Origin of the sequence: Streptococcus humanilactis, assembly GCF_019448275.1 — a bacterium.
Classification (GTDB): Bacteria; Bacillota; Bacilli; order Lactobacillales; family Streptococcaceae; genus Streptococcus; species Streptococcus humanilactis.
The window spans coordinates 531,131-555,245 of record NZ_JAHXBZ010000001.1 but is presented as its reverse complement, the minus strand read 5'-3'; the positions used below and the strand labels follow the sequence as shown (position 1 = coordinate 555,245).

At 40.0% G+C, this 24,115-nt stretch carries 25 protein-coding genes and 1 pseudogene; 22 read left to right on the top strand and 4 right to left on the bottom strand.

The genetic code is table 11. From position 1 onward, the window contains the following. Window positions 1-85: 85 nt before the first annotated feature. Window positions 86-1,432, bottom strand: coding sequence for a glutathione-disulfide reductase (gor, locus tag KV696_RS02580; protein ID WP_219966766.1), 1,347 nt, complete (start codon window positions 1,430-1,432; stop codon window positions 86-88). Window positions 1,433-1,721: 289 nt separating this feature from the next. Here gor and KV696_RS02575 point away from each other — a divergent pair, with 289 nt between their 5' ends. The 7 genes from KV696_RS02575 to KV696_RS02545 all read left to right on the top strand — a co-directional run bounded on the left by KV696_RS02575 (window position 1,722) and on the right by KV696_RS02545 (window position 9,270). Continuing rightward, window positions 1,722-2,930, top strand: a complete 1,209-nt coding sequence (locus KV696_RS02575) for an efflux RND transporter periplasmic adaptor subunit (RefSeq protein WP_219966951.1) — start codon at window positions 1,722-1,724, stop codon at window positions 2,928-2,930. Continuing rightward, entirely contained in the window at window positions 2,914-3,615 is a 702-nt protein-coding gene (locus KV696_RS02570) for an ABC transporter ATP-binding protein (RefSeq protein WP_219966765.1), read from the top strand. Before KV696_RS02575 ends, KV696_RS02570 begins: the two co-directional genes overlap by 17 nt. A 1-nt stretch (window position 3,616) precedes the next feature. After that, window positions 3,617-4,876: an ABC transporter permease gene (locus tag KV696_RS02565; RefSeq protein ID WP_023943040.1), complete on the top strand. Its 1,260-nt coding sequence runs from the start codon at window positions 3,617-3,619 to the stop codon at window positions 4,874-4,876. A gap of 123 nt (window positions 4,877-4,999) precedes the next feature. Beyond that, window positions 5,000-6,997, top strand: a complete 1,998-nt coding sequence (gene metG / locus KV696_RS02560) for a methionine--tRNA ligase (RefSeq protein ID WP_219966764.1) — start codon at window positions 5,000-5,002, stop codon at window positions 6,995-6,997. A 132-nt stretch (window positions 6,998-7,129) separates the two neighbouring features. Further along, window positions 7,130-7,450 (top strand): PadR family transcriptional regulator, encoded by a 321-nt coding sequence (locus tag KV696_RS02555; protein ID WP_000665421.1) that lies wholly within the window; start codon window positions 7,130-7,132, stop codon window positions 7,448-7,450. A gap of 3 nt (window positions 7,451-7,453) precedes the next feature. Next, window positions 7,454-8,269, top strand: a complete 816-nt coding sequence (locus KV696_RS02550; RefSeq protein WP_219966763.1) for a hypothetical protein — start codon at window positions 7,454-7,456, stop codon at window positions 8,267-8,269. A gap of 74 nt (window positions 8,270-8,343) precedes the next feature. After that, window positions 8,344-9,270 (top strand): aldo/keto reductase, encoded by a 927-nt coding sequence (locus KV696_RS02545; RefSeq protein WP_001269441.1) that lies wholly within the window; start codon window positions 8,344-8,346, stop codon window positions 9,268-9,270. 434 nt (window positions 9,271-9,704) lie between these two features. On the opposite strand, the gene trhA is transcribed toward KV696_RS02545, so the two are convergent. Next, window positions 9,705-10,352 carry a PAQR family membrane homeostasis protein TrhA gene (gene trhA / locus KV696_RS02540; RefSeq protein WP_219966762.1) on the bottom strand — a complete coding sequence of 216 codons (648 nt, stop codon included), beginning with the start codon at window positions 10,350-10,352 and terminating at the stop codon, window positions 9,705-9,707. Then, window positions 10,349-10,795, bottom strand: coding sequence for a DUF1836 domain-containing protein (locus KV696_RS02535; protein WP_219966761.1), 447 nt, complete (start codon window positions 10,793-10,795; stop codon window positions 10,349-10,351). The genes trhA and KV696_RS02535 overlap by 4 nt, the downstream gene beginning before the upstream one ends. A 134-nt stretch (window positions 10,796-10,929) precedes the next feature. Between KV696_RS02535 and KV696_RS02530 the strand changes: the two genes are divergently transcribed. The 7 genes from KV696_RS02530 to trxB all read left to right on the top strand — a co-directional run bounded on the left by KV696_RS02530 (window position 10,930) and on the right by trxB (window position 15,284). After that, on the top strand, window positions 10,930-11,424 hold the full coding sequence (locus KV696_RS02530; protein ID WP_000405828.1) for a GNAT family N-acetyltransferase: 495 nt from the start codon (window positions 10,930-10,932) through the stop codon (window positions 11,422-11,424). Next, window positions 11,424-11,942 carry a methylated-DNA--[protein]-cysteine S-methyltransferase gene (locus KV696_RS02525; RefSeq protein WP_219966760.1) on the top strand — a complete coding sequence of 173 codons (519 nt, stop codon included), beginning with the start codon at window positions 11,424-11,426 and terminating at the stop codon, window positions 11,940-11,942. Before KV696_RS02530 ends, KV696_RS02525 begins: the two co-directional genes overlap by 1 nt. Window positions 11,943-11,947: 5 nt before the next feature. After that, window positions 11,948-12,304: an arsenate reductase family protein gene (locus KV696_RS02520; RefSeq protein WP_219966759.1), complete on the top strand. Its 357-nt coding sequence runs from the start codon at window positions 11,948-11,950 to the stop codon at window positions 12,302-12,304. 157 nt (window positions 12,305-12,461) lie between these two features. Further along, window positions 12,462-13,262 (top strand): amino acid ABC transporter permease, encoded by an 801-nt coding sequence (locus KV696_RS02515; RefSeq protein WP_001103449.1) that lies wholly within the window; start codon window positions 12,462-12,464, stop codon window positions 13,260-13,262. Continuing rightward, window positions 13,262-14,005, top strand: a complete 744-nt coding sequence (locus KV696_RS02510) for an amino acid ABC transporter ATP-binding protein (protein ID WP_219966758.1) — start codon at window positions 13,262-13,264, stop codon at window positions 14,003-14,005. Before KV696_RS02515 ends, KV696_RS02510 begins: the two co-directional genes overlap by 1 nt. Before the next feature lie 77 nt (window positions 14,006-14,082). Then, window positions 14,083-14,307, top strand: coding sequence for a DUF4059 family protein (locus KV696_RS02505; RefSeq protein ID WP_219966757.1), 225 nt, complete (start codon window positions 14,083-14,085; stop codon window positions 14,305-14,307). Between the two features lie 65 nt (window positions 14,308-14,372). Further along, complete coding sequence (gene trxB, locus KV696_RS02500; RefSeq protein ID WP_203175472.1) at window positions 14,373-15,284, top strand: thioredoxin-disulfide reductase; 912 nt, start codon at window positions 14,373-14,375, stop codon at window positions 15,282-15,284. Between the two features lie 113 nt (window positions 15,285-15,397). Here the strand turns inward: trxB and KV696_RS02495 are convergent, their stop codons facing one another. After that, on the bottom strand, window positions 15,398-15,583 hold the full coding sequence (locus KV696_RS02495; RefSeq protein WP_203175474.1) for a hypothetical protein: 186 nt from the start codon (window positions 15,581-15,583) through the stop codon (window positions 15,398-15,400). Window positions 15,584-15,808: 225 nt separating this feature from the next. Here KV696_RS02495 and rpiA point away from each other — a divergent pair, with 225 nt between their 5' ends. From rpiA to KV696_RS02455, 8 genes and pseudogenes are all read left to right on the top strand, one after another. Next, window positions 15,809-16,492: a ribose-5-phosphate isomerase RpiA gene (gene rpiA, locus KV696_RS02490; protein WP_203175476.1), complete on the top strand. Its 684-nt coding sequence runs from the start codon at window positions 15,809-15,811 to the stop codon at window positions 16,490-16,492. Between the two features lie 23 nt (window positions 16,493-16,515). Continuing rightward, the gene (locus KV696_RS02485; RefSeq protein WP_000033091.1) at window positions 16,516-17,727 is read left to right on the top strand and encodes a phosphopentomutase; all 1,212 of its coding nucleotides are present in this window, start codon (window positions 16,516-16,518) and stop codon (window positions 17,725-17,727) included. A gap of 1 nt (window position 17,728) precedes the next feature. Further along, a complete protein-coding gene (locus KV696_RS02480) occupies window positions 17,729-18,289 on the top strand; it encodes a DUF1697 domain-containing protein (RefSeq protein WP_219966756.1) in 561 nt (186 codons plus the stop codon). Then, on the top strand, window positions 18,286-19,095 hold the full coding sequence (locus KV696_RS02475) for a purine-nucleoside phosphorylase (protein ID WP_094753089.1): 810 nt from the start codon (window positions 18,286-18,288) through the stop codon (window positions 19,093-19,095). The genes KV696_RS02480 and KV696_RS02475 overlap by 4 nt, the downstream gene beginning before the upstream one ends. 188 nt (window positions 19,096-19,283) lie before the next feature. Then, window positions 19,284-22,016, top strand: coding sequence for a galactose-binding domain-containing protein (locus tag KV696_RS10325; protein ID WP_219966755.1), 2,733 nt, complete (start codon window positions 19,284-19,286; stop codon window positions 22,014-22,016). 81 nt (window positions 22,017-22,097) lie between these two features. After that, a complete protein-coding gene (locus KV696_RS09970) occupies window positions 22,098-22,343 on the top strand; it encodes a hypothetical protein (RefSeq protein ID WP_258318540.1) in 246 nt (81 codons plus the stop codon). Next, window positions 22,344-22,589: pseudogene (locus tag KV696_RS02460) on the top strand (phosphorylase family protein); the annotation flags it as partial. Then, complete coding sequence (locus tag KV696_RS02455; protein ID WP_101784691.1) at window positions 22,583-23,866, top strand: chloride channel protein; 1,284 nt, start codon at window positions 22,583-22,585, stop codon at window positions 23,864-23,866. The pseudogene KV696_RS02460 and the gene KV696_RS02455, both read left to right, overlap by 7 nt. Window positions 23,867-24,115 lie beyond the last annotated feature (249 nt).

Here is a 24,115-nt window from a genome sequence, read left to right as displayed (position 1 = left end):
CATAAGAAAACGAGTATCTCCAACTACGGCAATACTCGATTTTTGATATTTAGAAGTGTTTTTTGCTCTGCTTCTTTTATTTCGATTAACGCATGGTTACAAATTCTTCAGATGCAGTTGGGTGAATCGCCACAGTTGCATCAAAGTCTGCTTTGGTTGCTCCCATTTTGATAGCAACGGCAAATCCTTGGATCATTTCATCAACACCGTAGCCAATTCCATGAAGTCCGACAACTTTTTCTTCAGAACCAGCTGTGATCAATTTGAAACGTGTTTCTTGACGGTTGCAAGTGCAAGCAGAGTACATAGAAGTAAAGCTTGATTTGTAAACCTTGATTTGGTCTTGACCGTATTCTTTAATAGCTTGCTCTTCTGTCAATCCAACCGTTCCGATAGCAGGGTGTGAAAAGACAACAGTTGGAATAGTTGAGTAGTCCATTTTTGCAGTTGTTTTTCCGTTAAAGAGACGTTCAGATAGGGTACGCCCAGCCTTGATAGCTACTGGAGTCAGTTCTTTTTCGCCTGTTACATCACCTAGAGCATAGATTCCCTCAACAACAGTATTTTGGTATTCATCCACTTGGATAAAGCCACGTTCGTTCAGAGTTACTCCAGCTTTTTCAAGTTGCAAGCCCTTAACGTTTGGACGGCGGCCTGTAGCCCAGATAACTTGGCTAGCTGTGTGACTAGTACCATCTTCGAAATGAATGGTAATGCCTTCAGCAGTTTTTTCTAACTTGGAAGGGACTTTGTGAGTATGAAGTGGCAAGTTTGTTCTTTCCATTTCCTTGACCAAACCTTCAACGATATAAGAATCAAAACCACGTAAAGGACGATCGCGGCGAACAAAGAGGTCTGTCTTGACACCAAAAGTGTGGAGCACGCCAGCCAATTCAACTGCAATATAACCCGCGCCTAAAATAGCAACTGACTCTGGCAATTCTTCCCAGGCAAATACATCATCAGAAGAGCCACCTAGCTCAGCACCAGGAATATTTGGAATACTTGGATGGGCACCAGTAGCAATCACGATATGTTTAGCACGAATCAGTTCACCATTTACGCTGACAGTATGAGAATCTACAAATTCAGCATGACCTTCAATCAAGTCTACTCCGTTGCGTTTAAAACTGCCATCATAAGAAGAACGAGCGCGATCGATGTAGGCTTCACGATTACGACGTAGTGTTGCAAAGTCAAAGTTAAGATCAGTAGTCTTAAAGCCGTAATCTTCTCCAAATTGATGGAAAGTCTCAGCGATTTGCGCCCCGTACCACATGATTTTTTTAGGAACACAACCGACATTGACACAGGTTCCACCTAATTTCTTTTCCTCAATAACGGCCGCTTTAGCTCCGTGTTCACCAGCACGGTTCATAGTAGCAATTCCTCCGCTACCTCCACCGATAGCAATGATATCGTATTCTCTCATTGAAAACTCCTTTGTACTCTTTTAAATAGTAGAGTGTCATTTTTTGATAGTCATATTCTATCTTTTTTTTGATGTGATTGCAAAAATCTGCTACGTTCAAAAAAATTAAAGAAAAGGCTTGCAAAAAAGAAAAATAAAGTGTATTATATAACTAGTACAACGATTGTAAAATAAATTCCGAACAATAATTAAATCCTGAAATGTCATTATTTCGTTCTGAAATGTTATTGTTTCAAATTGATAATTTTTGTATAATATTGTTAAGAACTTTAAATCAAAAAGGAGTTTCATTATGAAAAAGAATGGTAAAGCTAAAAAGTGGCAATTGTATGCAGCAATCGGTGCTGCGAGTGTAGTTGTATTGGGTGCTGGGGGCATTTTGCTCTTTAGACAACCTTCTCAGACTGCTGTAAAAGATGAGGCTACTCATCTTGTTGTTGCCAAGGAAGGAAGCGTGGCATCCTCTGTTTTATTGTCAGGGACAGTAACAGCAAAAAATGAACAATATGTTTATTTTGATGCTAGTAAGGGAGATTTAGATGAAATCCTTGTTTCTGTGGGTGATAAGGTCAGTGAAGGACAGGCTTTAGTCAAGTACAGTAGTTCAGAAGCCCAGGCGGCCTATGATTCAGCGAGTAGAGCAGTTGCTAAGGCAGATCGTCATATCAATGAACTCAATCAAGCACGAAATGAAGCTGCTTCAGCTCCGGCTCCACAGTTGCCAACGCCAGCAGGAGGCGAAGGTGTAGCAGCCCAAACTCCAGCTCCAGTCTCAGGAAATGCAGTGTCATCTATTGATGCACAACTAGGTGATGCTCGTGATGCTCGTGCAGATGCAGCAGCGCAATTAAGCAAGGCTCAAAGTCAGTTGGATGCAATGACGGTTCTCAGTACCTTAGAGGGAACTGTGGTCGAAGTCAACCGTAATGTTTCTAAATCTCCAACAGGAGCTAGCCAAGTAGTAGTTCATGTCGTAAGTAATGAAAACTTGCAAGTTAAGGGGGAACTATCTGAATATAACCTTGCCAACCTCTCTGTAGGACAAGAAGTAACCTTTACTTCTAAAGTTTACCAAGATAAGAGCTGGACTGGTAAGATTAGCTACATTTCTGACTACCCTAAAAACAATGGTGAAGCAGCAAGTGCAGCTACTGCCGCAGCAGGTGGTAATTCTGGTTCTAAATATCCATATACCATCGATGTTACAAGTGAAATCGGTGATTTGAAACAAGGATTCTCAGTAAGTGTTGAGGTCAAGAACAAGAGTAAAGCCATTTTGGTTCCTCTAACAAGTATTGTGACTGAAAATGATAAGAACTATGTCTGGGTGCTTGACGAGCAGAAAAAGGCCAAGAAAGTGGAAGTTGGTTTGGGCAATGCTGATGCAGACAACCAAGAAATCACTTCAGGTCTGACAAATGGAGTCAAGGTCATCAGTAACCCAACGTCTTCTCTAGAGGAAGGAAAAGAGGTGAAGGCTGATGAAGCAACTAATTAGTCTAAAAAATATCTGCAGAATCTACCGTAACGGTGACCAAGAACTGCAGGTTCTCAAAAATATCAACCTAGAAGTGAATGAGGGTGAGTTTGTTGCCATTATGGGACCATCTGGTTCTGGTAAGTCCACTCTCATGAATACGATCGGCATGTTGGATACACCAACCAGTGGAGAATATTATCTTGAAGGCCAAGAAGTAGCTGGACTTGGTGAAAAACAACTAGCCAAGGTCCGTAACCAACAAATCGGATTTGTCTTTCAGCAGTTCTTTCTTCTATCTAAACTCAATGCTTTGCAAAATGTAGAATTACCCTTAATTTACGCAGGAGTTTCGGCTTCAAAACGTCGTAAGTTAGCTGAGGAATATCTAGATAAGGTTGAATTGACAGAACGTAGTCATCATTTGCCTTCGGAATTATCTGGTGGTCAAAAGCAACGTGTGGCTATTGCGCGTGCCTTGGTAAACAATCCTTCTATTATCCTAGCAGACGAACCGACAGGAGCCTTGGATACCAAAACAGGGAATCAAATTATGCAACTATTGGTTGACTTGAATAAAGAAGGAAAAACCATTATCATGGTAACGCATGAGCCTGAAATAGCTGCTTATGCCAAACGTCAGATTGTCATTCGCGATGGAGTTATTTCATCTGATAGTGCTCAGTTAGAAAAGGAGGAAAACTAAGATGCAGAATCTGAAATTTGCCTTTTCATCTATCATGGCTCACAAGATGCGTTCTTTGCTTACCATGATTGGGATTATTATCGGTGTTTCATCGGTTGTTGTGATTATGGCTCTGGGTGATTCCATGTCTCGACAGCTCAATAAAAACATGACCAGATCTCAAAAAAATATCAGTGTCTTTTTCTCTTCTAAAAAAAGTAAAGATGGATCTTTTACTCAGAAACAATCAGCTTTTACGGTTTCTGGAAAAGAAGAGGAAGTTCATGTTGAACCACCAAAACCGCAAGAATCTTGGGTCAAGGAGGCAGCCAAACTGAAAGGAGTGGATAATTACTATGTAACCAACTCAACGAACGCCATCTTGACTTATAAAGATAAAAAGGTTGAAAATGCCAATTTGACAGGTGGAAACAGAACTTATATGGAGGCTGTTAACAATGAAATTCTTGCAGGACGTAGTCTGAGAGAACAAGATTTCAAAGAATTTGCAAGTGTCATTTTGCTTGATGAAGAATTATCCATTAGTCTATTTGGATCTCCTCAAGAGGCTATTAACAAGGTTGTGGAAGTCAATGGTTTTAGTTATCGAGTCATTGGTGTTTATACTAGCCCAGAATCTAAAAATTCAAAAATGTATGGTCTTGGTGGCTTGCCTATTACCACAAATATCTCCCTTGCTGCGAATTTTAATGTAGATGAAATTGCTAATATTGTCTTTCGAGTGAATGACACAAGCTTGACTCAAACTCTGGGTCCAGAATTAGCACGAAAAATGACAGAGCTGGCTGGCTTGCAACAGGGAGAATATCAAGTGGCAGATGAGTCAGCTGCATTTGCAGAAATTCAACAATCGTTTAGTTTTATGACGACGGTTATTAGCGCCATTGCAGGAATTTCTCTCTTTGTTGGAGGAACTGGTGTTATGAACATTATGCTGGTTTCTGTTACAGAGCGTACCCGTGAGATTGGTCTCCGTAAGGCTTTGGGTGCGACACGTGCTAATATTTTAATCCAGTTTTTGATTGAATCCATGATTTTGACCTTGTTAGGTGGATTAATTGGCTTGACAATTGCAAGTGGTTTAACTGCCTTAGCAGGTTTGTTGTTGCAAGGTTTGATTGCGGGTATAGAAGTTGGAGTATCAATTCCAGTTGCCCTATTTAGTCTCGCAGTTTCGGCTAGCGTGGGTATCGTTTTTGGAGTCTTGCCAGCCAACAAGGCATCGAAACTTGATCCAATCGAAGCCCTTCGTTATGAATAAGATCAACAAGATGGACACTCGTCTATCTTGTTTTTGTATAGATTTCCCTATCGAAAATTCTTAAAAATGTGATATAATGAAGTGTTAGAAAAACAGGTTTCATTTGCCTGGAAAGGAAAAATTATGTCTGAAAAGAATTTTTATATTACAACGCCGATTTACTATCCATCTGGAAAACTTCATATCGGATCTGCCTACACAACCATTGCTTGTGATGTCCTAGCACGTTACAAACGCCTGATGGGCTACGATGTCTTTTATTTGACAGGTCTTGATGAGCATGGTCAGAAAATCCAGCAGAAAGCTGAAGAAGCTGGCATCACACCTCAAGCTTATGTTGATGGAATGGCAGTTGGAGTTAAAGAACTCTGGCAATTACTTGATATCTCATACGATAAATTTATCCGTACAACTGATGACTACCATGAAAAAGTTGTCGCACAAGTCTTTGAACGCTTGCTGGCTCAAGATGACATCTATTTGGGTGAATACTCTGGTTGGTATTCAGTTTCAGATGAGGAATTCTTTACAGAAAGCCAGCTCGCAGAAGTATTCCGTGATGAAGCTGGAAATGTAACTGGCGGTATTGCTCCATCAGGTCACGAAGTGGAATGGGTTTCTGAAGAATCATACTTCCTTCGCCTCAGCAAATACCAAGATCGTCTGGTGGAATTTTTCAAAGCTCATCCTGAATTTATCACTCCAGATGGTCGTCTGAATGAAATGCTTCGCAACTTTATTGAGCCAGGTTTAGAGGATTTGGCGGTTTCTCGTACAACCTTTACATGGGGTGTGCCGGTACCATCAAATCCTAAACACGTTGTATACGTTTGGATTGATGCCCTTCTTAACTATGCGACAGCGCTTGGATACGGTCAAGATGAACATGGTAACTTTGACAAATTCTGGAATGGCACAGTCTTCCACATGGTAGGAAAAGACATCCTTCGTTTCCACTCAATCTACTGGCCAATCCTTCTTATGATGTTGGATATCAAATTGCCAGATCGTTTGATTGCTCACGGTTGGTTCGTCATGAAAGACGGCAAAATGTCTAAATCTAAAGGGAATGTCGTTTACCCTGAAATGTTGGTAGAGCGTTATGGACTAGATCCACTTCGTTACTATCTCATGCGTAGCCTTCCAGTTGGTTCAGACGGAACCTTCACTCCTGAAGACTATGTAGGCCGTATCAACTACGAATTGGCCAATGACCTTGGAAACCTCCTCAACCGTACGGTTTCTATGATTAATAAGTACTTTGGCGGGCAAGTCCCTGCCTATGTAGAGGGTGTAACAGAGTTTGACCATGCTCTTGCTGACGTTGCAGAACAATCAATCGCTGACTACCACACCTACATGGAAGCAGTTGACTACCCACGTGCCCTAGAAGCAGTATGGACTCTTATTTCACGTACTAATAAATACATCGATGAGACCGCACCATGGGTCTTGGCTAAGGATGAAGCACTTCGCGATCAATTGGCAAGTGTCATGAGTCACTTGGCAGCTAGCCTTCGTGTCGTTGCTCACTTGATTGAGCCATTTATGATGGAAACCAGTCGTGCAGTCTTGAATCAACTTGGCTTAGAAGAAGTAGCGAGCCTTGAAAACTTGAACTTGGTTGACTTCCCAGAAGATGTGACTGTAGTTGCCAAAGGAACACCAATCTTCCCACGTCTGGATATGGAAGAAGAAATCGCCTATATCAAGGAACAAATGGAAGGCAACAAACCAGCAGTCGAAAAAGAGTGGAACCCAGACGAAGTTGAACTCAAACTAAACAAGGAAGAAATCAAGTTTGAAGACTTTGACAAGGTCGAAATCCGTGTCGCAGAAGTCAAAGAAGTGTCTAAAGTAGAAGGTTCAGATAAGTTGCTTCAATTCCGCTTGGATGCTGGTGATGGTGAAGATCGTCAAATCCTCTCAGGAATTGCAAAATACTATCCAAATGAACAAGAATTGGTCGGCAAGAAAGTTCAAATCGTTGCCAATCTCAAACCTCGTAAGATGATGAAGAAATATGTCAGTCAAGGTATGATCCTATCAGCTGAACATGATGGAAAATTAACCCTTCTCACAGTTGACTCAGCTGTACCGAATGGAAGTGTGATTGGGTAAAAGTATACAGGACTAGTTCATGCTAGTTCTGTTTTTTATTTAACTATTATGCTTTACAAACTAGTGTGAAAGTGGTATATTATAGATGAAGTCACTAGTAGGTATTACCAAATAGATTAGAAGGGAGAAGGGATGAAAGAAACTCAACTATTAAAAGGTGTTCTTGAAGGTTGTGTCTTGGATATGATTGGTCAAAAAGAGCGATATGGTTATGAGTTGGTTCAGACTTTGCGAGAGGCTGGATTTGATACTATCGTTCCAGGAACTATTTATCCTTTGTTGCAAAAGTTAGAAAAAAATCAATGGATAAGAGGCGACATGCGCCCGTCGCCAGATGGTCCAGATCGGAAGTATTTTTCGTTAACGAAAGAAGGAGAAGATCGTGTCTCGGTCTTTTGGCAACAATGGGACGATTTGAGTCAAAAAGTAGAAGGAATTAAGAATGGAGGGTAAACCATGAAGAAAATGAAGTATTATGAAGAAACAAGCGCTTTGCTACATGAGTTTTCTGAGGAGAATCAAAAGTATTTTGAGGAACTGTGGGATAGTTTTAATCTTGCTGGATTTCTCTATGATGAGGACTACCTCAGAGAGCAGATCTATTTGATGATGTTAGATTTCTCAGAAGCAGAACGAGACGGAATGAGTGCAGAGGATTATCTAGGTAAGAATCCTAAAAAATTAATGAAAGAGATGCTCAAGGAAGCACCTCGCAGTTCTATCAAGGAGTCCCTTTTGACGCCAATTCTTGTCCTAGCGGTATTACGTTATTATCAACTACTAAGTGATTTTTCTAAAGGTTCTCTCTTAACAGTCAATTTGCTCACATTTTTAGGGCAACTTCTTCTTTTTATGATTGGATTTGGACTTGTGGCCACAATCTTACGTTGGGGGCTAGTCCAAGATTCTCCTAAGATGAAAATTGGCACTTATATTGTCGTTGGAATTCTTGTTCTGCTAGTCGTTCTAGGATATGTAGGAATGGGAAGTTTCATACAAGAAGGAGCCTTTTATCTTCCTGCTCCCTGGGATAGTTTCCTTGTTTTTACGCTTTCTCTAGTCATCAGTATTTGGAATTGGAAAGAAGCGGTCTTTCGTCCCTTTGTCAGTATGATTGTTGCCCATCTTGTGGTAGGTTCTCTGCTTCGTTACTATAAGTGGATGGGAATTTCAAATGTTTTCCTTACAAAATTCATTCCTTTAGCTGTTCTTTTTATTGGTATTTTTCTCTTGTTCCGTGGGTTTAAGAAGATAAAATGGAGTGAAATATAGTCAAAAAGCCGTTGCAAAGCGGTTTTTTGTTATAATGAAGGGAAGAATGTTAGAAATTAAAGGAGACAAATTTGATGAGATACATAACTCTTGGTCAAGATGACAAAGAATTATCAGAAATTGTTCTCGGAATGATGAGAATAGAAGATAAGTCTGTAAAAGAAGTTGAAGAGCTTGTAGAAACAGCACTGTCTGTTGGAATCAATGCTTTCGACTTGGCTGATATATATGGTCGTGGTCGTTGTGAAGAACTATTAGGTCTTGTCCTAAAAAATCGTCCAGATTTAAGAGAAGAGATGTGGATTCAGTCAAAATGTGGCATTCGCATTGAAGAATTTACCTATTTTGATTTTTCTAAGGACTATATTATAAAATCAGTTGACGGAATTTTGCAAAGATTGAAGATAGATCATCTAGATAGCTTGCTCCTTCATCGACCAGATGCTTTGATGGAATCTGACCAAGTAGCAGAAGCCTTTGATCTCCTTTATAAACAAGGTAAGGTTCGAAATTTTGGAGTTTCTAATCAAAATCCTATGATGATGGAGTTACTTAAAAAAGATGTCAAGCAGCCGTTAGCTGTTAATCAGCTACAATTGAGTGCGGCTTTTACTCCAGGATTCGAATCAGGTTTTCATGTTAATATGGAAGATAGTCAAGCAGCTATGCGAGATGGCAGCATTTTTGAATATTGCAAATTACACGATGTGGTTATTCAAGCATGGTCTGTCTTACAATTTGGGTATTTTAAAGGGAATTTTGTTGGAAATGAGAAATTTCAAGCTTTAAATCAAGTACTTGATCGTTTAGCTACTAAATATGGAGTAACCTCTTCAACTATTGCTATTTCTTGGATATTGCGTTATCCAGCAAAAATGCAGGCAGTTGTAGGTACCACAAATCCTAAGCACTTGAGAGAAGTTAGCCAAGCGGCAAACTTTAGCTTAACAAGAAAAGAATGGTATGAAATTTATCTTGCTGCAGGGAATAATTTGCCTTAGGAAAAAATGCATTTAAAGAAATCACAGTCAAAAAAACGTTGGAAAACGTTTTTTTGTTATGTGATCATTTGTCTGTCTTGATTCGTTAGGTACGGTTCATTAACGGATGATTCTGATTTAATACTCAATGAAAATCAAAAAGCAAACTAGGAAGCTAGCCGCAAGTTGCTCAAAACTCTGTTTTGAGGTAGTAGATAAGACTGACGAAGTCAGTGACCATACATACGGTAAGGCGACGCTGACGTGGTTTGAAGAGATTTTCGAAGAGTATAACTATTCTGATTTACGTACTAGTAGGGAAGCAGTATCCCATAATTGACGGCACGCTAGTAGGTACTATAAAATGGACTGGAGTGATTTTTGGATTTTGATTGAGTATAAAACATCATAGAGAATAAAAAAATGAGGTTAGGATTTTTTGTCCTAACCTATTTTTACATGAAATAAACAATGGCGATGTATTGGAGTGCGGACGCAGCTAGGATAAAGAGATGCCAAATCATGTGGAAATAAGGTTTTTTCTTAGCGTAAAATCCAGCTCCAACTGTATAACAGAGTCCGCCAGTTACCATAAGACTCCAGAAAATTGGCGTCGTTTGACTGATAATGGCTGGAATGATAGCCAGAACCAACCAGCCCATAATCAGGTAAAGAACAAGGCTAAATTTCTCATTGACTTTTTTAGCAAAGATTTTATAGAGAATACCAAAGATGGTCGTTCCCCATTGGATGGCAATAATTAGATAGCCAAACCAGTTATTCATCAAAGTCAGTACGACAGGTGTATAAGAGCCAGCAATGGCAACATAAATCATAGAATGATCAATGATTCTCAAGACATATTTATGGGTTGAACCATAGGCCATAGAGTGATAAATGGTGGATGATAGAAACATGAGAAAGAGACTAATAACGAAAATGGAAACGCCGATAGATGATAAAAATCCGTGTGCCTCATAACTATAGGTGGATGAAATAGGCAGTAAGATGAGCATGATGATTGCACCCACAGCATGGGTCACACTATTAGCAATCTCCTCTCCAAAACTGAGTTGTTTGCTGAGTTTAAGACTAGTGTTCATTGGATTGCCTCCTCTTGAGTATGATCGATTAAGTCTAGAGTTTGATGATAGAGTTTAACGGTTTGGCAGCTGGTTTGGATAATAGGGTTATCTGGATCAATTCCTTGGTTCATGTAGTCCACAAAAGCGTCGTAGAGTTGGTCTGAACTTGCTTGAGTTTGTAGAGTATTAAGTGTCTGAGCTATTTCTTGAATAGAAAATACAGACTTGAGAGTTGTGATAGCAATCAGACGGGCAATTTGTTGGCGTTGGTATTTTTTCTTGTCAGGCTTTGTCAGGTAACCATGTTTCACATAATTATTAACCATAGATGCTGTCAGGCCCTTGTCTTTATCAGGAGAGATAGGGGCGCAGACCTGATTGACATAGAGTAAAACCTGGTCCAGATAGAGGTCAATGTTTGGAATTTCTGCCCATTTTGGGTAGGAAAAGGTAGTTTTCATTTCCAACTCCTTTTTATCTAGTTTTAATAACTAGATTATAAAATAACAAAAACAGAAAGTCAAGTTTTAACTGCTTGTAGAAAGACTTAAATTATGCTATGATGGGAGAAACTAGTCAGAAATGAGGAGAAAAGATGGAGATTCGTTTAGCTTTTCCAAATGAAGTAGATGCCATCATGCAGGTGATGGAAGATGCTAAAAAATGTTTAGCGGATGCTGGTAGTGACCAGTGGCAAAATGGTTATCCAAATGCTGATATTATTATTGAGGATATTATCTCAGGTCAAGCCTATGTTGCCTTGGAAGAGGGTGAACTACTAGCTTATGCAGCTGTGACCAAGAGTCCAGAGGCAGCCTATGAAGCCATTTATGAAGGCAACTGGCAAGCTGGGGAGTCAGAGTACCTAGTCTTTCACCGTATTGCTGTGGCAGCAGATGTGCAGGGACAGGGGGTTGCTCAGACTTTCCTAGAGGGCTTGATTGAAGGTTTTGACTATCTAGATTTTCGCTCAGATACGCATGTTGCAAACAAGGCCATGCAGCATATTTTTGAAAAACTAGGTTTTAAACAGGTTGGTAAGGTTCCAGTTGATGGCGAACGCTTGGCCTATCAAAAATTGAAGAAATAATGCAAAAGAAGTACGTAAAAATGCTCTACTTTTCGCCAATAGGAACCTTGTCTTTGGTTGCCGACGAGCAATATCTGTATGGAATTTGGGTTCAGGAGCAGAAGTATTTTGAGAGGGGGATAGGAGATGAAACAATAGAAGAAGTTGTTAGTCATCCCATTTTAGACTCCGTTATTGCTTGCTTAGTTGCTTACTTTAAAGGCAAGTCTCAGGATTTATCCAATTTGCCCTTGGCTCCAATCGGAACAGATTTTGAAAAGCGAGTTTGGTCCTATTTACAGGAAATTCCTTATGGTCAGACAGTGACCTATGGACAAATAGCCCAAGAGCTACAAGTGGATTCTGCTCAAGCAATTGGTGGAGCAGTGGGGCGCAATCCGTGGTCTATTCTAGTACCTTGTCATCGTGTGCTGGGAGCAGGAAAGCGTCTGACAGGTTATGCTGCAGGAGTGGAAAAGAAAGCTTGGCTCTTGGATCATGAAGGCGTAGATTTTAAAGATATAAATAATAGAAAGTGAAAGACATGTTAGAATTTATCGAATACCCAAAATGTTCAACTTGTAAAAAAGCAAAACAAGAATTAAACCAACTCGGTGTGGACTATAAAGCCGTCCATATCGTCGAAGAAACACCCAGCCAAGAAGTCATTTTAAACTGGCTAGAAACCTCGGGTTTCGAGTTGAAGCAATTTTTCAACACCAGTGGAATCAAATACCGTGAATTGGGGTTGAAAGATAAGGTGGGAAGTCTGTCAAATCAAGAAGCAGCCGAGTTGCTAGCAAGCGACGGAATGTTGTTAAAACGGCCGATTTTAGTAGAAAGTGGAACTGTTAAGCAAATTGGTTATCGAAAACTTTATGAAGAATTGGGATTGAAATAGTTTTTACTTATCTCTTTGATAGATAAAATATATAACCTCCCTGTTTAAAAGTATGATAAACTAATAGGTAGACAAAGTCTGTATCTGACCGTAGCAAATAATTTCATTGACGGCAGAAGTATGGTAGAATGAATCATTATCAGGAGAGGATGTTTTTATGAATGTTACAACGATTTTAGCATCAGATTGGTACCAAAACTTGATGCAATTGATTCCGGATGGCAAGCTGTTTAGCTTGCGTTCGGTCTTTGATGGAATCCCGAGAATTGTCCAACAACTTCCAACAACGATCATGTTGACAATTGGTGGTGCTCTTTTTGGCTTGGTTTTGGCCCTTCTTTTTGCTATTGTGAAAATCAATCGTGTCAAAATTTTATATCCCTTGCAGGCCTTCTTTGTTAGTTTCTTAAAAGGGACACCGATTTTGGTGCAACTCATGTTGACCTACTACGGAATCCCTTTGGCTTTGAAAGCTCTCAATCAGCAATGGGGTACTGGTCTCAATATCAATGCGATTCCAGCCGCTGCTTTTGCGATTGTTGCCTTTGCTTTCAATGAGGCAGCCTATGCCAGTGAAACCATTCGTGCAGCGATTCTCTCAGTCAATCCTGGTGAGATTGAGGCGGCACGCAGTCTGGGTATGACCCGAGCGCAAGTTTATCGTCGCGTGATTATTCCAAATGCAGCAGTTGTGGCGACTCCAACTTTAATCAATTCCCTAATCGGCTTGACCAAGGGAACTTCCCTAGCCTTTAGTGCGGGTGTTGTGGAAGTATTTGCCCAAGCTCAGATTTTAGGTGGGGCTGATTACCGCTATTTTGAACGCTTTATCTCCGTTGCCCTTGTTTATTGGGTGGTCAATATCGGAATTGAAAGCCTCGGTCGTTTCATCGAGAGAAAAATGGCTATTTCTGCACCTGATACAGTGCAAACAGATGTGAAAGGAGACCTTCGTTAATGATTAAGATTTCGAATTTAAGCAAATCCTTTTCAGGACAGACTGTCTTGGATCATCTGAACTTGGATATTCAAAAAGGGGAAGTTGTAGCCTTGATTGGTTCTTCAGGAGCTGGAAAATCAACCTTTCTTCGCAGTCTCAATTATCTTGAAACACCTGACAGTGGCTCTATTCAGATTGATGATTTCTTAGTTGATTTTTCTAAAATCACTCAAGAAGAAATCCTTTCCCTACGCCGTAAGCTGTCTATGGTTTTCCAACAGTTTAATTTGTTTGAACGCCGAACAGCACTTGATAATGTGAAAGAAGGCTTGGTTGTTGTCAAGAAATTGTCTGATCAAGAAGCGACTAAGATTGCCAAGGAAGAGTTGGCTAAGGTTGGGCTTTCTGACCGTGAAAACCATTACCCTCGCCATTTATCAGGTGGACAGAAGCAACGGGTTGCCCTAGCGCGTGCGCTTGCTATGAAACCAGATGTTTTGCTCTTAGATGAACCAACTTCAGCCCTTGACCCAGAATTGGTCGGTGAAGTAGAGAAGTCTATTGCAGATGCTGCTAAGTCAGGTCAAACCATGATTTTGGTCAGTCATGACATGTCCTTTGTAGCCCAAGTAGCTGATAAGATTCTCTTCCTAGATAAGGGGAAAATCATTGAGTCTGGAACACCGGATGAGATTATCCACCATCCTAAAGAAGAGCGGACAAAAGAATTCTTCGCTAGTTACAAACGGACTTATATTTGATATAATAGATAAAGGAAAACTCAGTTAGCTGGACTAGCTGAGTTTACTCTTTAAAAAAGATAGAAATGAGAGAAATCATGCTACTGCAACTATTTTCTTTATATTTCGAGAGTTTAATCTTGACCGCCATCCTTGTCCTGATTTTTTTAGGAATTTGGATTGGACTGAGAGCCATGTCGGGAATTGATAAGACAGCCAAGGCTCGCCAAGCCCATCTCTATGATATGATTATGATTGGGGTCTTGGTTGTTCCAGTATTATCCTTTGCGGTTATGAGTTTAATTATTGTTTTCAAGGCATAATCCTTGCGTGATTGACAGGAAAGAGTTAGAATAAAGATAGTTACAACAAGAAAGAAGGAAACTATATGTACGATACTATTATTATCGGTGCTGGACCTGCAGGGATGACTGCGGCCTTATACGCTGCTCGAAGCAATTTGAAAGTAGCCTTGATTGAAGGCGGTCTGCCAGGTGGTCAGATGAATAATACATCTGATATAGAAAATTACCCAGGGTACGCTAATATCAGTGGACCAGAATTGGCAGAAAAGATGTTTGAACCGCTTGAAAATCTTGGTGTTGAGCACATTTATGGCTATGTTGAAAATGTCGAAGACCATGGTGATTTTAAGAAAGTGATTACTGATGATCAAACGTATGAAACACGTACAGTTATCGTAGCGACTGGTTCTAAACACCGTCCTTTGGGAGTGTCTGGAGAAGAAGAACTGAACAGTCGTGGTGTTTCTTACTGTGCTGTGTGTGATGGTGCTTTCTTCCGTGACCAAGATTTGTTGGTAGTCGGTGGTGGAGATTCGGCTGTTGAAGAAGCCCTCTTCTTGACTCGTTTTGCTAAGACTGTTACCATTGTTCACCGTCGTGATCAACTTCGTGCTCAAAAGGTATTACAAGACCGCGCCTTTGCGAATGAGAAAGTCAGCTTTATCTGGGATTCTGTAGTAAAGGAAATCAAGGGTGAAAACAGAGTAGAATCAGTCGTGTTTGAAAATGTGAAAACAGGTCAAGTGACAGAACAAGCCTTCGGTGGTGTCTTTATCTATGTTGGATTGGACCCTCTTAGCGATTTTGTTAAAGAATTGAATATTCAAGATCAGGCAGGCTGGATTGTGACAGATAGCCACATGAAGACTGCAGTTGACGGTATCTTTGCAGTTGGAGATGTTCGCTTGAAGGACCTCCGACAAGTAACAACAGCGGTTGGAGATGGAGCTATCGCTGGTCAAGAAGCCTATAAATTTATCACAGAACATAGTTAATTATAAAAAACGCATAGTATCAGATTTACAAAAAATTTGACACTATGCGTTTTATTGTGGGAAAATTAATTTCATTTTCTACTGAAATTGAGTTTTGCCAGCCTCTTATATTTTTAGAAAAATCCTTTAATCTTGCTAACGAAGCCATCTAGACCTTCTGAACCGGAAATCAACTGCTGAGCTTGAGAGAAGTATTCTCCAAGCTGTTCTTGATTTTCTGCAACAAATGTTTTTGCAGCTTCGAAATCTTTTGTTTCGATTAATTCTTTTACTTGGTTAAACAAATCTAATGGGTTCATCTTATTTCTCCTTTTCTGTACTTAACTATTTAATCATCTTTATGATAAAAAATCAACTGTTGCTGCTTTTGGCTAGGACCTGTTTTTATCTACAAGTTCTCATAACTAAGATTCTAACTACCAAAACAAGGTGGACATAAAAATGTTCGGGTTTTTCTAGTGTATCCATGAAATAAAAACGGATACATGATATAATAGAGATAGCTCTTTAATGGAGGTGTTTGAGTGGAAAATCTGAAGAAAATGGCAGGTATCAAGGCTGCTGAGTATGTCAAGGATGGCATGGTAGTCGGACTTGGAACGGGGTCTACTGCCTATTATTTCGTAGAAGAAATTGGTCGTCGTATCAAGGAAGAAGGGTTGCAGATTACAGCTGTAACGACTTCTAGTGTGACTAGTAAACAGGCTGAAGGGCTTAATATCCCGCTCAAGTCTATTGACCAAGTAGATGTTGTCGATGTGACGGTTGATGGAGCGGATGAAGTGGATAGTCAGTTTAATGGAATCAAAGGTGGTGGTGGTGCCCTTCTGATGGAGAAAGTTGTCGCAACGCCTTCAAAAGAATACATTTGGGTGGTGGATGAAAGCAAGCTAGTAGACAAACTAGGTGCTTTTAAATTGCCAGTAGAAGTGGTTCAGTATGGCGCAGAACAGGTCTTTCGTCGTTTTGAGCGAGCTGGCTACAAACCAAGTTTCCGTGAAAAAGACGGCCAACGTTTTGTGACCGATATGCAGAATTTTATCATTGACCTTGCTTTGGATGTCATTGAAGATCCAATTGCTTTCGGACAAGAATTGGACCATGTGGTTGGCGTCGTGGAGCACGGCTTATTCAACCAAATGGTGGATAAGGTCATCGTTGCTGGACGAGACGGGGTTCAGATTTTAACTTCAACAAAAGCAAAATAACTAAAATAATAAGGAGATACACTATGTCAAAATTTAATCGTATTCACTTGGTGGTATTGGATTCTGTAGGAATCGGTGCTGCACCAGATGCTAATAACTTTGTCAATGCAGGAGTTCCAGATGGAGCTTCTGACACATTAGGACACATTTCAAAAGCAGTTGGTTTGAATGTCCCAAACATGGCTAAAATTGGTCTTGGAAATATTCCTCGAGAAACTCCTCTTAAGACTGTTCCAGCTGAAAGCAATCCAACAGGATATGCAACAAAATTGGAAGAAGTATCTCTTGGTAAGGATACGATGACTGGACACTGGGAAATCATGGGACTCAATATTACTGAGCCTTTCGATACTTTTTGGAACGGATTCCCAGAAGAAATCCTGACAAAAATCGAAGAATTTTCAGGACGTAAGGTCATTCGTGAAGCTAACAAACCTTACTCAGGAACGGCTGTTATCGATGATTTTGGACCACGTCAGATGGAAACTGGAGAGTTGATTATCTATACTTCAGCTGACCCTGTTTTGCAAATTGCTGCCCACGAAGACATCATTCCTCTGGATGAATTGTACCGTATCTGTGAATACGCTCGTTCAATTACACTTGAGCGTCCTGCCCTTCTAGGTCGTATCATTGCTCGCCCTTATGTAGGGGAACCAGGTAACTTCACTCGTACAGCAAATCGTCGTGACTTGGCTGTATCACCATTTGCTCCAACTGTTCTCGATAAACTCAATGAAGCAGGGATCGATACTTATGCTGTTGGTAAAATCAACGATATCTTTAACGGAGCTGGTATCAATCATGACATGGGCCACAACAAGTCAAACAGCCACGGAATTGATACACTATTGAAGACCATGGGCCTTGCTGAGTTTGAAAAAGGATTCTCCTTCACAAACTTGGTGGACTTTGATGCCCTTTACGGCCACCGTCGTAATGCTCACGGCTACCGTGATTGCTTGCATGAGTTTGATGAACGCTTACCTGAAATTATCGCAGCCATGAGAGAGAATGATCTTCTCTTGATTACTGCGGACCATGGAAATGACCCAACCTATGCTGGAACTGACCATACTCGTGAATATATTCCACTTTTGGCTTACAGTCCTGCCTTTAAAGGAAATGGTGTCATTCCAGTTGGACATTTTGCAGATATCTCAGCGACAGTTGCGGATAACTTTGGTGTGGAAACTGCCATGATTGGGGAAAGTTTCTTAGATAAATTGGTATAAGATGACGCGATATGCTTTACTTGTTCGGGGCATTAATGTCGGTGGGAAAAATAAGGTTGTCATGGCGCAACTTCGTCAAGAACTGACAGAGTTGGGACTGGAAAAGGTTGAGACCTACATCAACAGTGGCAATATTTTCTTTACTTCGACAGACCCCAAAGAACGATTGGTTGAAAAGTTAGAGGCATTCTTTGAAATCCATTATTCATTTATTCAGAGCTTTTCCTTGCTGAGTCAGGAAGACTATGAAGCAGAGCTGAAGAATCTGCCAGATTGGTGGACCAAAGATTTGGCACGAAAAGACGTTCTCTTTTACACGGAGGGTTTGGATGTAGCTCAAGTCATTGAGACAGTTGAAAGTTTGGAATTGAAAGATGAAGTCGTTCATTTTGGAAGACTTGGGATTTTCTGGGGGAAATTCTCTGAGGAATCCTACTATGCAACTGCCTATCACAAGTACTTGCTCAAGATGCCTTTTTATCGCAACATCACCATTCGCAATGCAAAAACCTTTGACAAAATCGGTCAAATGCTAAAAAATAATAAAGGAGACACACAATGACATTTTTAGATAAGATCAATGAAACAGCTGCCTTCCTGAAAGACAAGGGAATCCAAGCTCCCGAGTTTGGTCTAATCCTTGGATCAGGACTTGGAGAATTGGCAGAAGAAATCGAAAATCCAGTTGTAGTAGACTATGCTGAGATTCCAAACTGGGGCCGCTCTACAGTAGTTGGTCACGCTGGTAAATTAGTATATGGGGAACTTGCAGGTCGCAAGGTTTTGGCTCTTCAAGGACGTTTCCATTTCTACGAAGGAAATCCTCTGGAAGTCGTGACTTTCCCAGTACGTGTCATGAAAGTTCTCGGATGTGAAGGTGTCATTGTAACCAATGCTGCTGGTGGTATTGGATATGGGCCTGGTACTTTGATGGCTATCTCAGACCATATCAACATGACAGGTCAAAACCCATTGATGGGTGAAAACTTGGATGACTTTGGTCCTCGTTTCCCAGATATGTCTAAGGCCTACACACCAGAATACCGTGCTACTGCACATGAAGTTGCTAAAAAACTTGGTATCAAGCTTGATGAAGGTGTCTATATCGGTGTAACTGGTCCAACTTATGAAACACCAGCAGAGATTCGTGCCTATAAGACACTTGGAGCAGATGCAGTTGGTATGTCGACTGTTCCTGAAGTTATTGTGGCAGCTCACTCAGGTTTGAAAGTTCTCGGTATTTCATGTATTACTAACCATGCTGCAGGTTTCCAAGAAGAACTCAACCACGAAGAAGTTGTAGAAGTGACTGAACGTGTTAAAGGCGACTTTAAAGGCTTGCTTAAAGCGATTCTTGCTGAATTGTAAAAAAATTGGTGATGGTATTAGACTAGAAAGGGGGAGTTCTCATCGTCTTCAGTAGAGAAGATTGGGTTTGTTGTGATTAAAAGATGAACAAAAATCCAATCAACTACTATATCTTTAGTAAAAATTTATCACATGCTTATTTATCAATTATTGGTAAATAGGGGAAAATAAAAGAAAGTTAGAAAAGAATGAAAATCGGTCAACGAATAATGCGTTTTGGCATAAAAAAATTAAGTATCGGAGTTGTATCTGTTGCAGTTGGTTTTGCTTTTTTAGCACCGACAGGAATTTCTGCCAATGAAGGAAGTCCAGTTGTGAAAAACGAAACTCCTCTAGTAGTAAATGCAACGGATAGTCCGACAAAACTAGAAAATACTGATAAAAAACAGGAAACGCCTCTTATAGAGGAAAGAGTAGCAGTTATCCAACCAGCTCCGGAAACAAAAGAAGTCCTTAAAAATCAGAAGGAAGAAGAAAAGCTGGAATCCCATAAAACAGAGCCTGCTCTAGTTCCTGAAGAAGTGAATAGAGAGGAAAATGTAAAGGATGAGTCTACAACTTCTCGTCCTGTGACAGCAGAAGATCTCTTGAAAATCTCAAAAGGAGAACTGCACTCAGAAAATGATTTACTTGACAATTCTCTTTATGGTGAAAAGGTCCTTGATTTGGAAGGTGATGATGATCAGGATGGTATCAAAAATAAGGATGAGCTTTATGTTTATCGTAAAGATGGTAAGGACTATTTAGGATATAACAGTCATCCATTACTGGCAGACAGTGATGGAGACGGATTAGCAGATGGGGAAGATGATAATAAGAAACAATGGTATGTTACAGATCGAGATGCTCTTCTCTTTATGGAGTTATCCTATCGTGATGATGACTATATCGAAAAAATTCTAGATCATAAAAATCCATTTCCGAGTCTCTACTTGAATCGTCAAGAATATAAGATGATGCACAATGAGTTGGCCCCGTTTTGGAAGATGAAAAAAGCTTACCATACAGCTAGTGGTTTGGATGCTTATCTATTTGAAACTAAGAGTGATTTTCCTTATTTAAAAGACAATACTGTTCAAATGTTGGCTATACGTGGGACAAGACTGAATGATGCCAAAGATTTGAGAACGGACTTGACCTTGCTAGGAGGAAATAAACCTGCACAAGCGGATGATATCCGTAATGTGGTAAAAGAATTGGCGCAGGATTCCAGCATTACCAATCTGTATATGACAGGTCATTCGCTAGGAGGTTACTTAGCTCAAATAGCAGCAGTTGAAGCCTATCAGAAATATCCTACTTTTTATAACAATGTTTTGAAAAAAGTGACAACATTTAATGCGCCTAAGGTCATTACTTCAAGAACAATCTGGAATGCCAAAAATGGTTTCTGGGATGTAGGACTAGAAAGTCGGAAACTTGCTGTAAATGGAAAAATTAAACATTATGTAGTGGATAACGACAATGTGGTTACATCTGTGCTACAAAATGATAGTGATGTGGTGACATCTACAGGAAGCGCCAATGTTAAACACCGTTCGCGTGGCTATTTTGAAAGTCGCATGAATGATATTCCAAACTTTAATATTGGAAAACGAACAACATTGGACAAGCAGGGTTACCGTGATCCAAAACTGGAAAAAATTTCTTTCTTTAAGAAACAACAACTCCCTCTGTCATCTAGTCAACCAAGCGCTGAACCTCTTGAAAATATAGCTCTAGGGAAACGGGTTACCCAAAGTTCGACAGCTTTTGGAGGTGACGCTAGAAGGGCTGTAGATGGAAAAGTTGATGGGAATTATGCTCATCATTCTGTAACGCATACAGAGTTTCAATCTAAACCTTGGTGGCAAGTCGATTTAGATAAGGAAGAAACGATTCGTCAAATCAATATCTATAATCGAACAGATACTGCTCAGGATAGGCTTACCAATTTTAATGTGATTCTTTTAGATAGTTCTGGGAAAGAAATTGACAGAAAGCGCATTGCATCTCTGAAAGATATCTCTGCACAAATTGCAATTGACTATAAAAAAGCTCGTTTTGTCCGTATTGAGTTAGATGGTTACAATGCTCTCAGTCTCGCAGAAGTTCAAGTCTTGCGTGCTGAGAATATCGCATGGAAAAAGCAAGCACGCCAAAGCTCTACTGAGTTTGGAGGAGATGCTAGTCGTGCTCTAGATGGAAATACCAATAGTAACTACAGCCAGCAATCAATTACTCATACAAAATTTGAAAATCAGCCTTGGTGGGAAGTTGATTTAGGTCGTACAGAACAGGTAGGACTTGTCCGTCTTTATAATCGTGGAGATGGCGAGCTTTCCAAACGTTTGGCAGATTTTGATGTGATTTTATATGATGAAAAAGGGACAGAAGTTACTAGAAAGTATGTTTCTCGTTTAGAAGGAAATCGTTTAGATCTTCAGTTGGATGGCAAGTTGGGCCGCCGTGTTCGCATTCAGCTACGTCAAAAAAATCAAGCTCTCAGTCTTGCTGAAGTAGAAGTATTTCGATTTATAGCTAAGAATACTGTAACACCACCAACTTCTAAGCCAGTACAAGTGTTAAATTACACTCCTGTAAAAGATAAAACCCTAACTATTCAGCATAGTGGAGCTTACATTGCACGCTATTCTATAACTTGGGAAGAAGTTACAGTAGATAAAAATGGTCATTCAGTTGTTCGCAGTCATTCTTGGGAAGGAAATGGACGTAATCAGACTGCAGGTTTTGTCCTCAACCTCCCAATTAAAGAAAATATGAGAAATCTGCGAATTAAGATCGAAAAGAGAACAGGTCTTATCTGGAATAGATGGCAAACAATCTATGATAACAGACCTCTTCTCGCCCAACCACATAGAAAAATCACTCATTGGGGTACGACATTGAATTCCAAGGTGAGTGACGATGATGTCTTGTAATATGATGGTACAATGACAGTTAGTTTGTCTAGTTTATAAGAAAGTACTACCTGAGCTTGAATAGAACTCAGGTAGCTCTCTGTGAAAGAACAAAATGAATACTCAATGAAAATCAAAGAGCAAACTAGGAAACTAGCCGCAGGCTGCTCAAAGCACTGCTTTGAGGTTGTAGATATAACTGACGAAGTCAGCTCAAAACACTGTTTTGAGGTTGTGGATAGAACTGACGAAGTCAGTAACCATACCTACGGCAAGGCGACGTTGACGTGGTTTGAAGAGATTTTCGAAGAGTATAAACAGAAAGGTAGAGCGCGTGTTTGGATTTGAACACGAGTAGAAATTCGTACCTATAAGATGCTTGGAACAGATGTGGTCGGAATGTCAACTGCTCCTGAAGTTATTGTTGTAGCCTACTTAGGTTTGAAACTTCTAGGAAGTTTATGTATTACTAACTATACTACTGGTTTCAAAGAAGAGATTAACCACGGAGAGGTTATAGAAGTGACTGAGTGTGTTAAAGGTGATTTTAAAGGCTTGCTTAAAGCCGTTTTTGCTGAATTATTACTATGTTAAAAGAATTGAGGAGTATTTTTCAGAAAATCCCTTATAATTTTAAATTATTCCTAGCAGTCATTTTGCAAGGAATAGTTTCAGGTTTATCTGGTATTTTTCTACATTATCTTTTAAAGATAATAGAGGGGATAGCTGTTGGTCAATCAGAGCATCAAACTGTATTCTTGACAGATGGAGTTTCCTCATCGCGGATAGGATTAAGTTTAATAATCGTGGGTGTCAGCTCATCCTTGGTCTGGTATTTCTTGCAAAAAGAATCACAGATTTTTTCCATTAAAGTACAGATGAAGGATGAGAGTTCACAATACAAACTTCATTTTTTAAAACAGCTATTTCATTCAATTTGGCAGATTATTGCAGTTGGAGGGGGAGCACCTGTTGGTAAAGAAGCTGCGCCACGAGAGATTGGAACTCTATTTGCAGGACCAATTGGAAAAATATGTTTTCTCTCTAAGAAGGATCAAATCTTTCTCCTTGCTTGTGGTGCTGGTGCTGGTTTAGCAGCTGTCTATCAGGTTCCATTAACAAGTGTCTTCTTTGTTTTTGAAACTCTAGGAATTGCTCTATCTATTAAACGATTTATCTTAGTCGGTTTGACTACCTATGTCTCAACCTATATAGCAGGCTGGGTTATTTCAGATCAGGCTCTCTACCATATTCCAGCCATTACATGGTCATTAAAGGAAATATGGATTATTCCCTTATTACTTCTTTTCTTAAGCCCACTAGCTTGGCTTTTTGGCCGCTTGAGTAAAGAAGTGTCTTCAAACAGGATAAAAGATAAACGAGTACTTCTCACATTGCCTACAGCTTTTCTTTTTCTTGCTGGGTTGGCAAGTTATTTTCCACATCTACTTGGAAATGGACGTATGATGGCTCAGGAAGTATTGAATGGTAGCAATGGCAAAACAGTGTTCCTCTTGTTTATCCTAAAAGCAATGGTCGTTCTTATTACTCTGTGGGCAGGGGCCTATGGTGGTACCCTTACGCCATCTTTTGCCTTGGGGATGGCTGGAGCTGCTCTCTTGGGCATGATTTTAGGTTTCGACAGCCAGCCAAGCATTTTGCTTTTGGGATCTGTTTGCTTTTTGTCTGTGACCTTGAGGGCTCCCTGGTCTGCAACCGGATTAGTAATAGGTTTCACTGGGCTAGGTTTAGATTCTCTTCCGTATCTCTTAGTAACAGCTGTTTTAGCCTATGAATTTGCAAAAATATTAGACCGTTTTTCTTGGGCTAACATACTGTGTCAGAAGTCAAAGAATAGAGTAATAAGATAGAGAATGACCGTTTCTTCTAATCAAAGATTTATCTTAAAAGATTAAAAACTATTGTCAATTTATCAATAACTGTTTGAAATAAAAAAGAAGTAGGCTTATCGGAGTCATGATTGAATCCGATTTTTCCTAGCTATGAAATATAAAAATAAAAAAAGAAAGGTAGAGCGTGTGTTTTGATTTGAACACGAGCGGAGAACTTTTCTAAAAACTCAGAAGAGAAGGGAAGTTCGGGTTTGAATTGAAGACAGG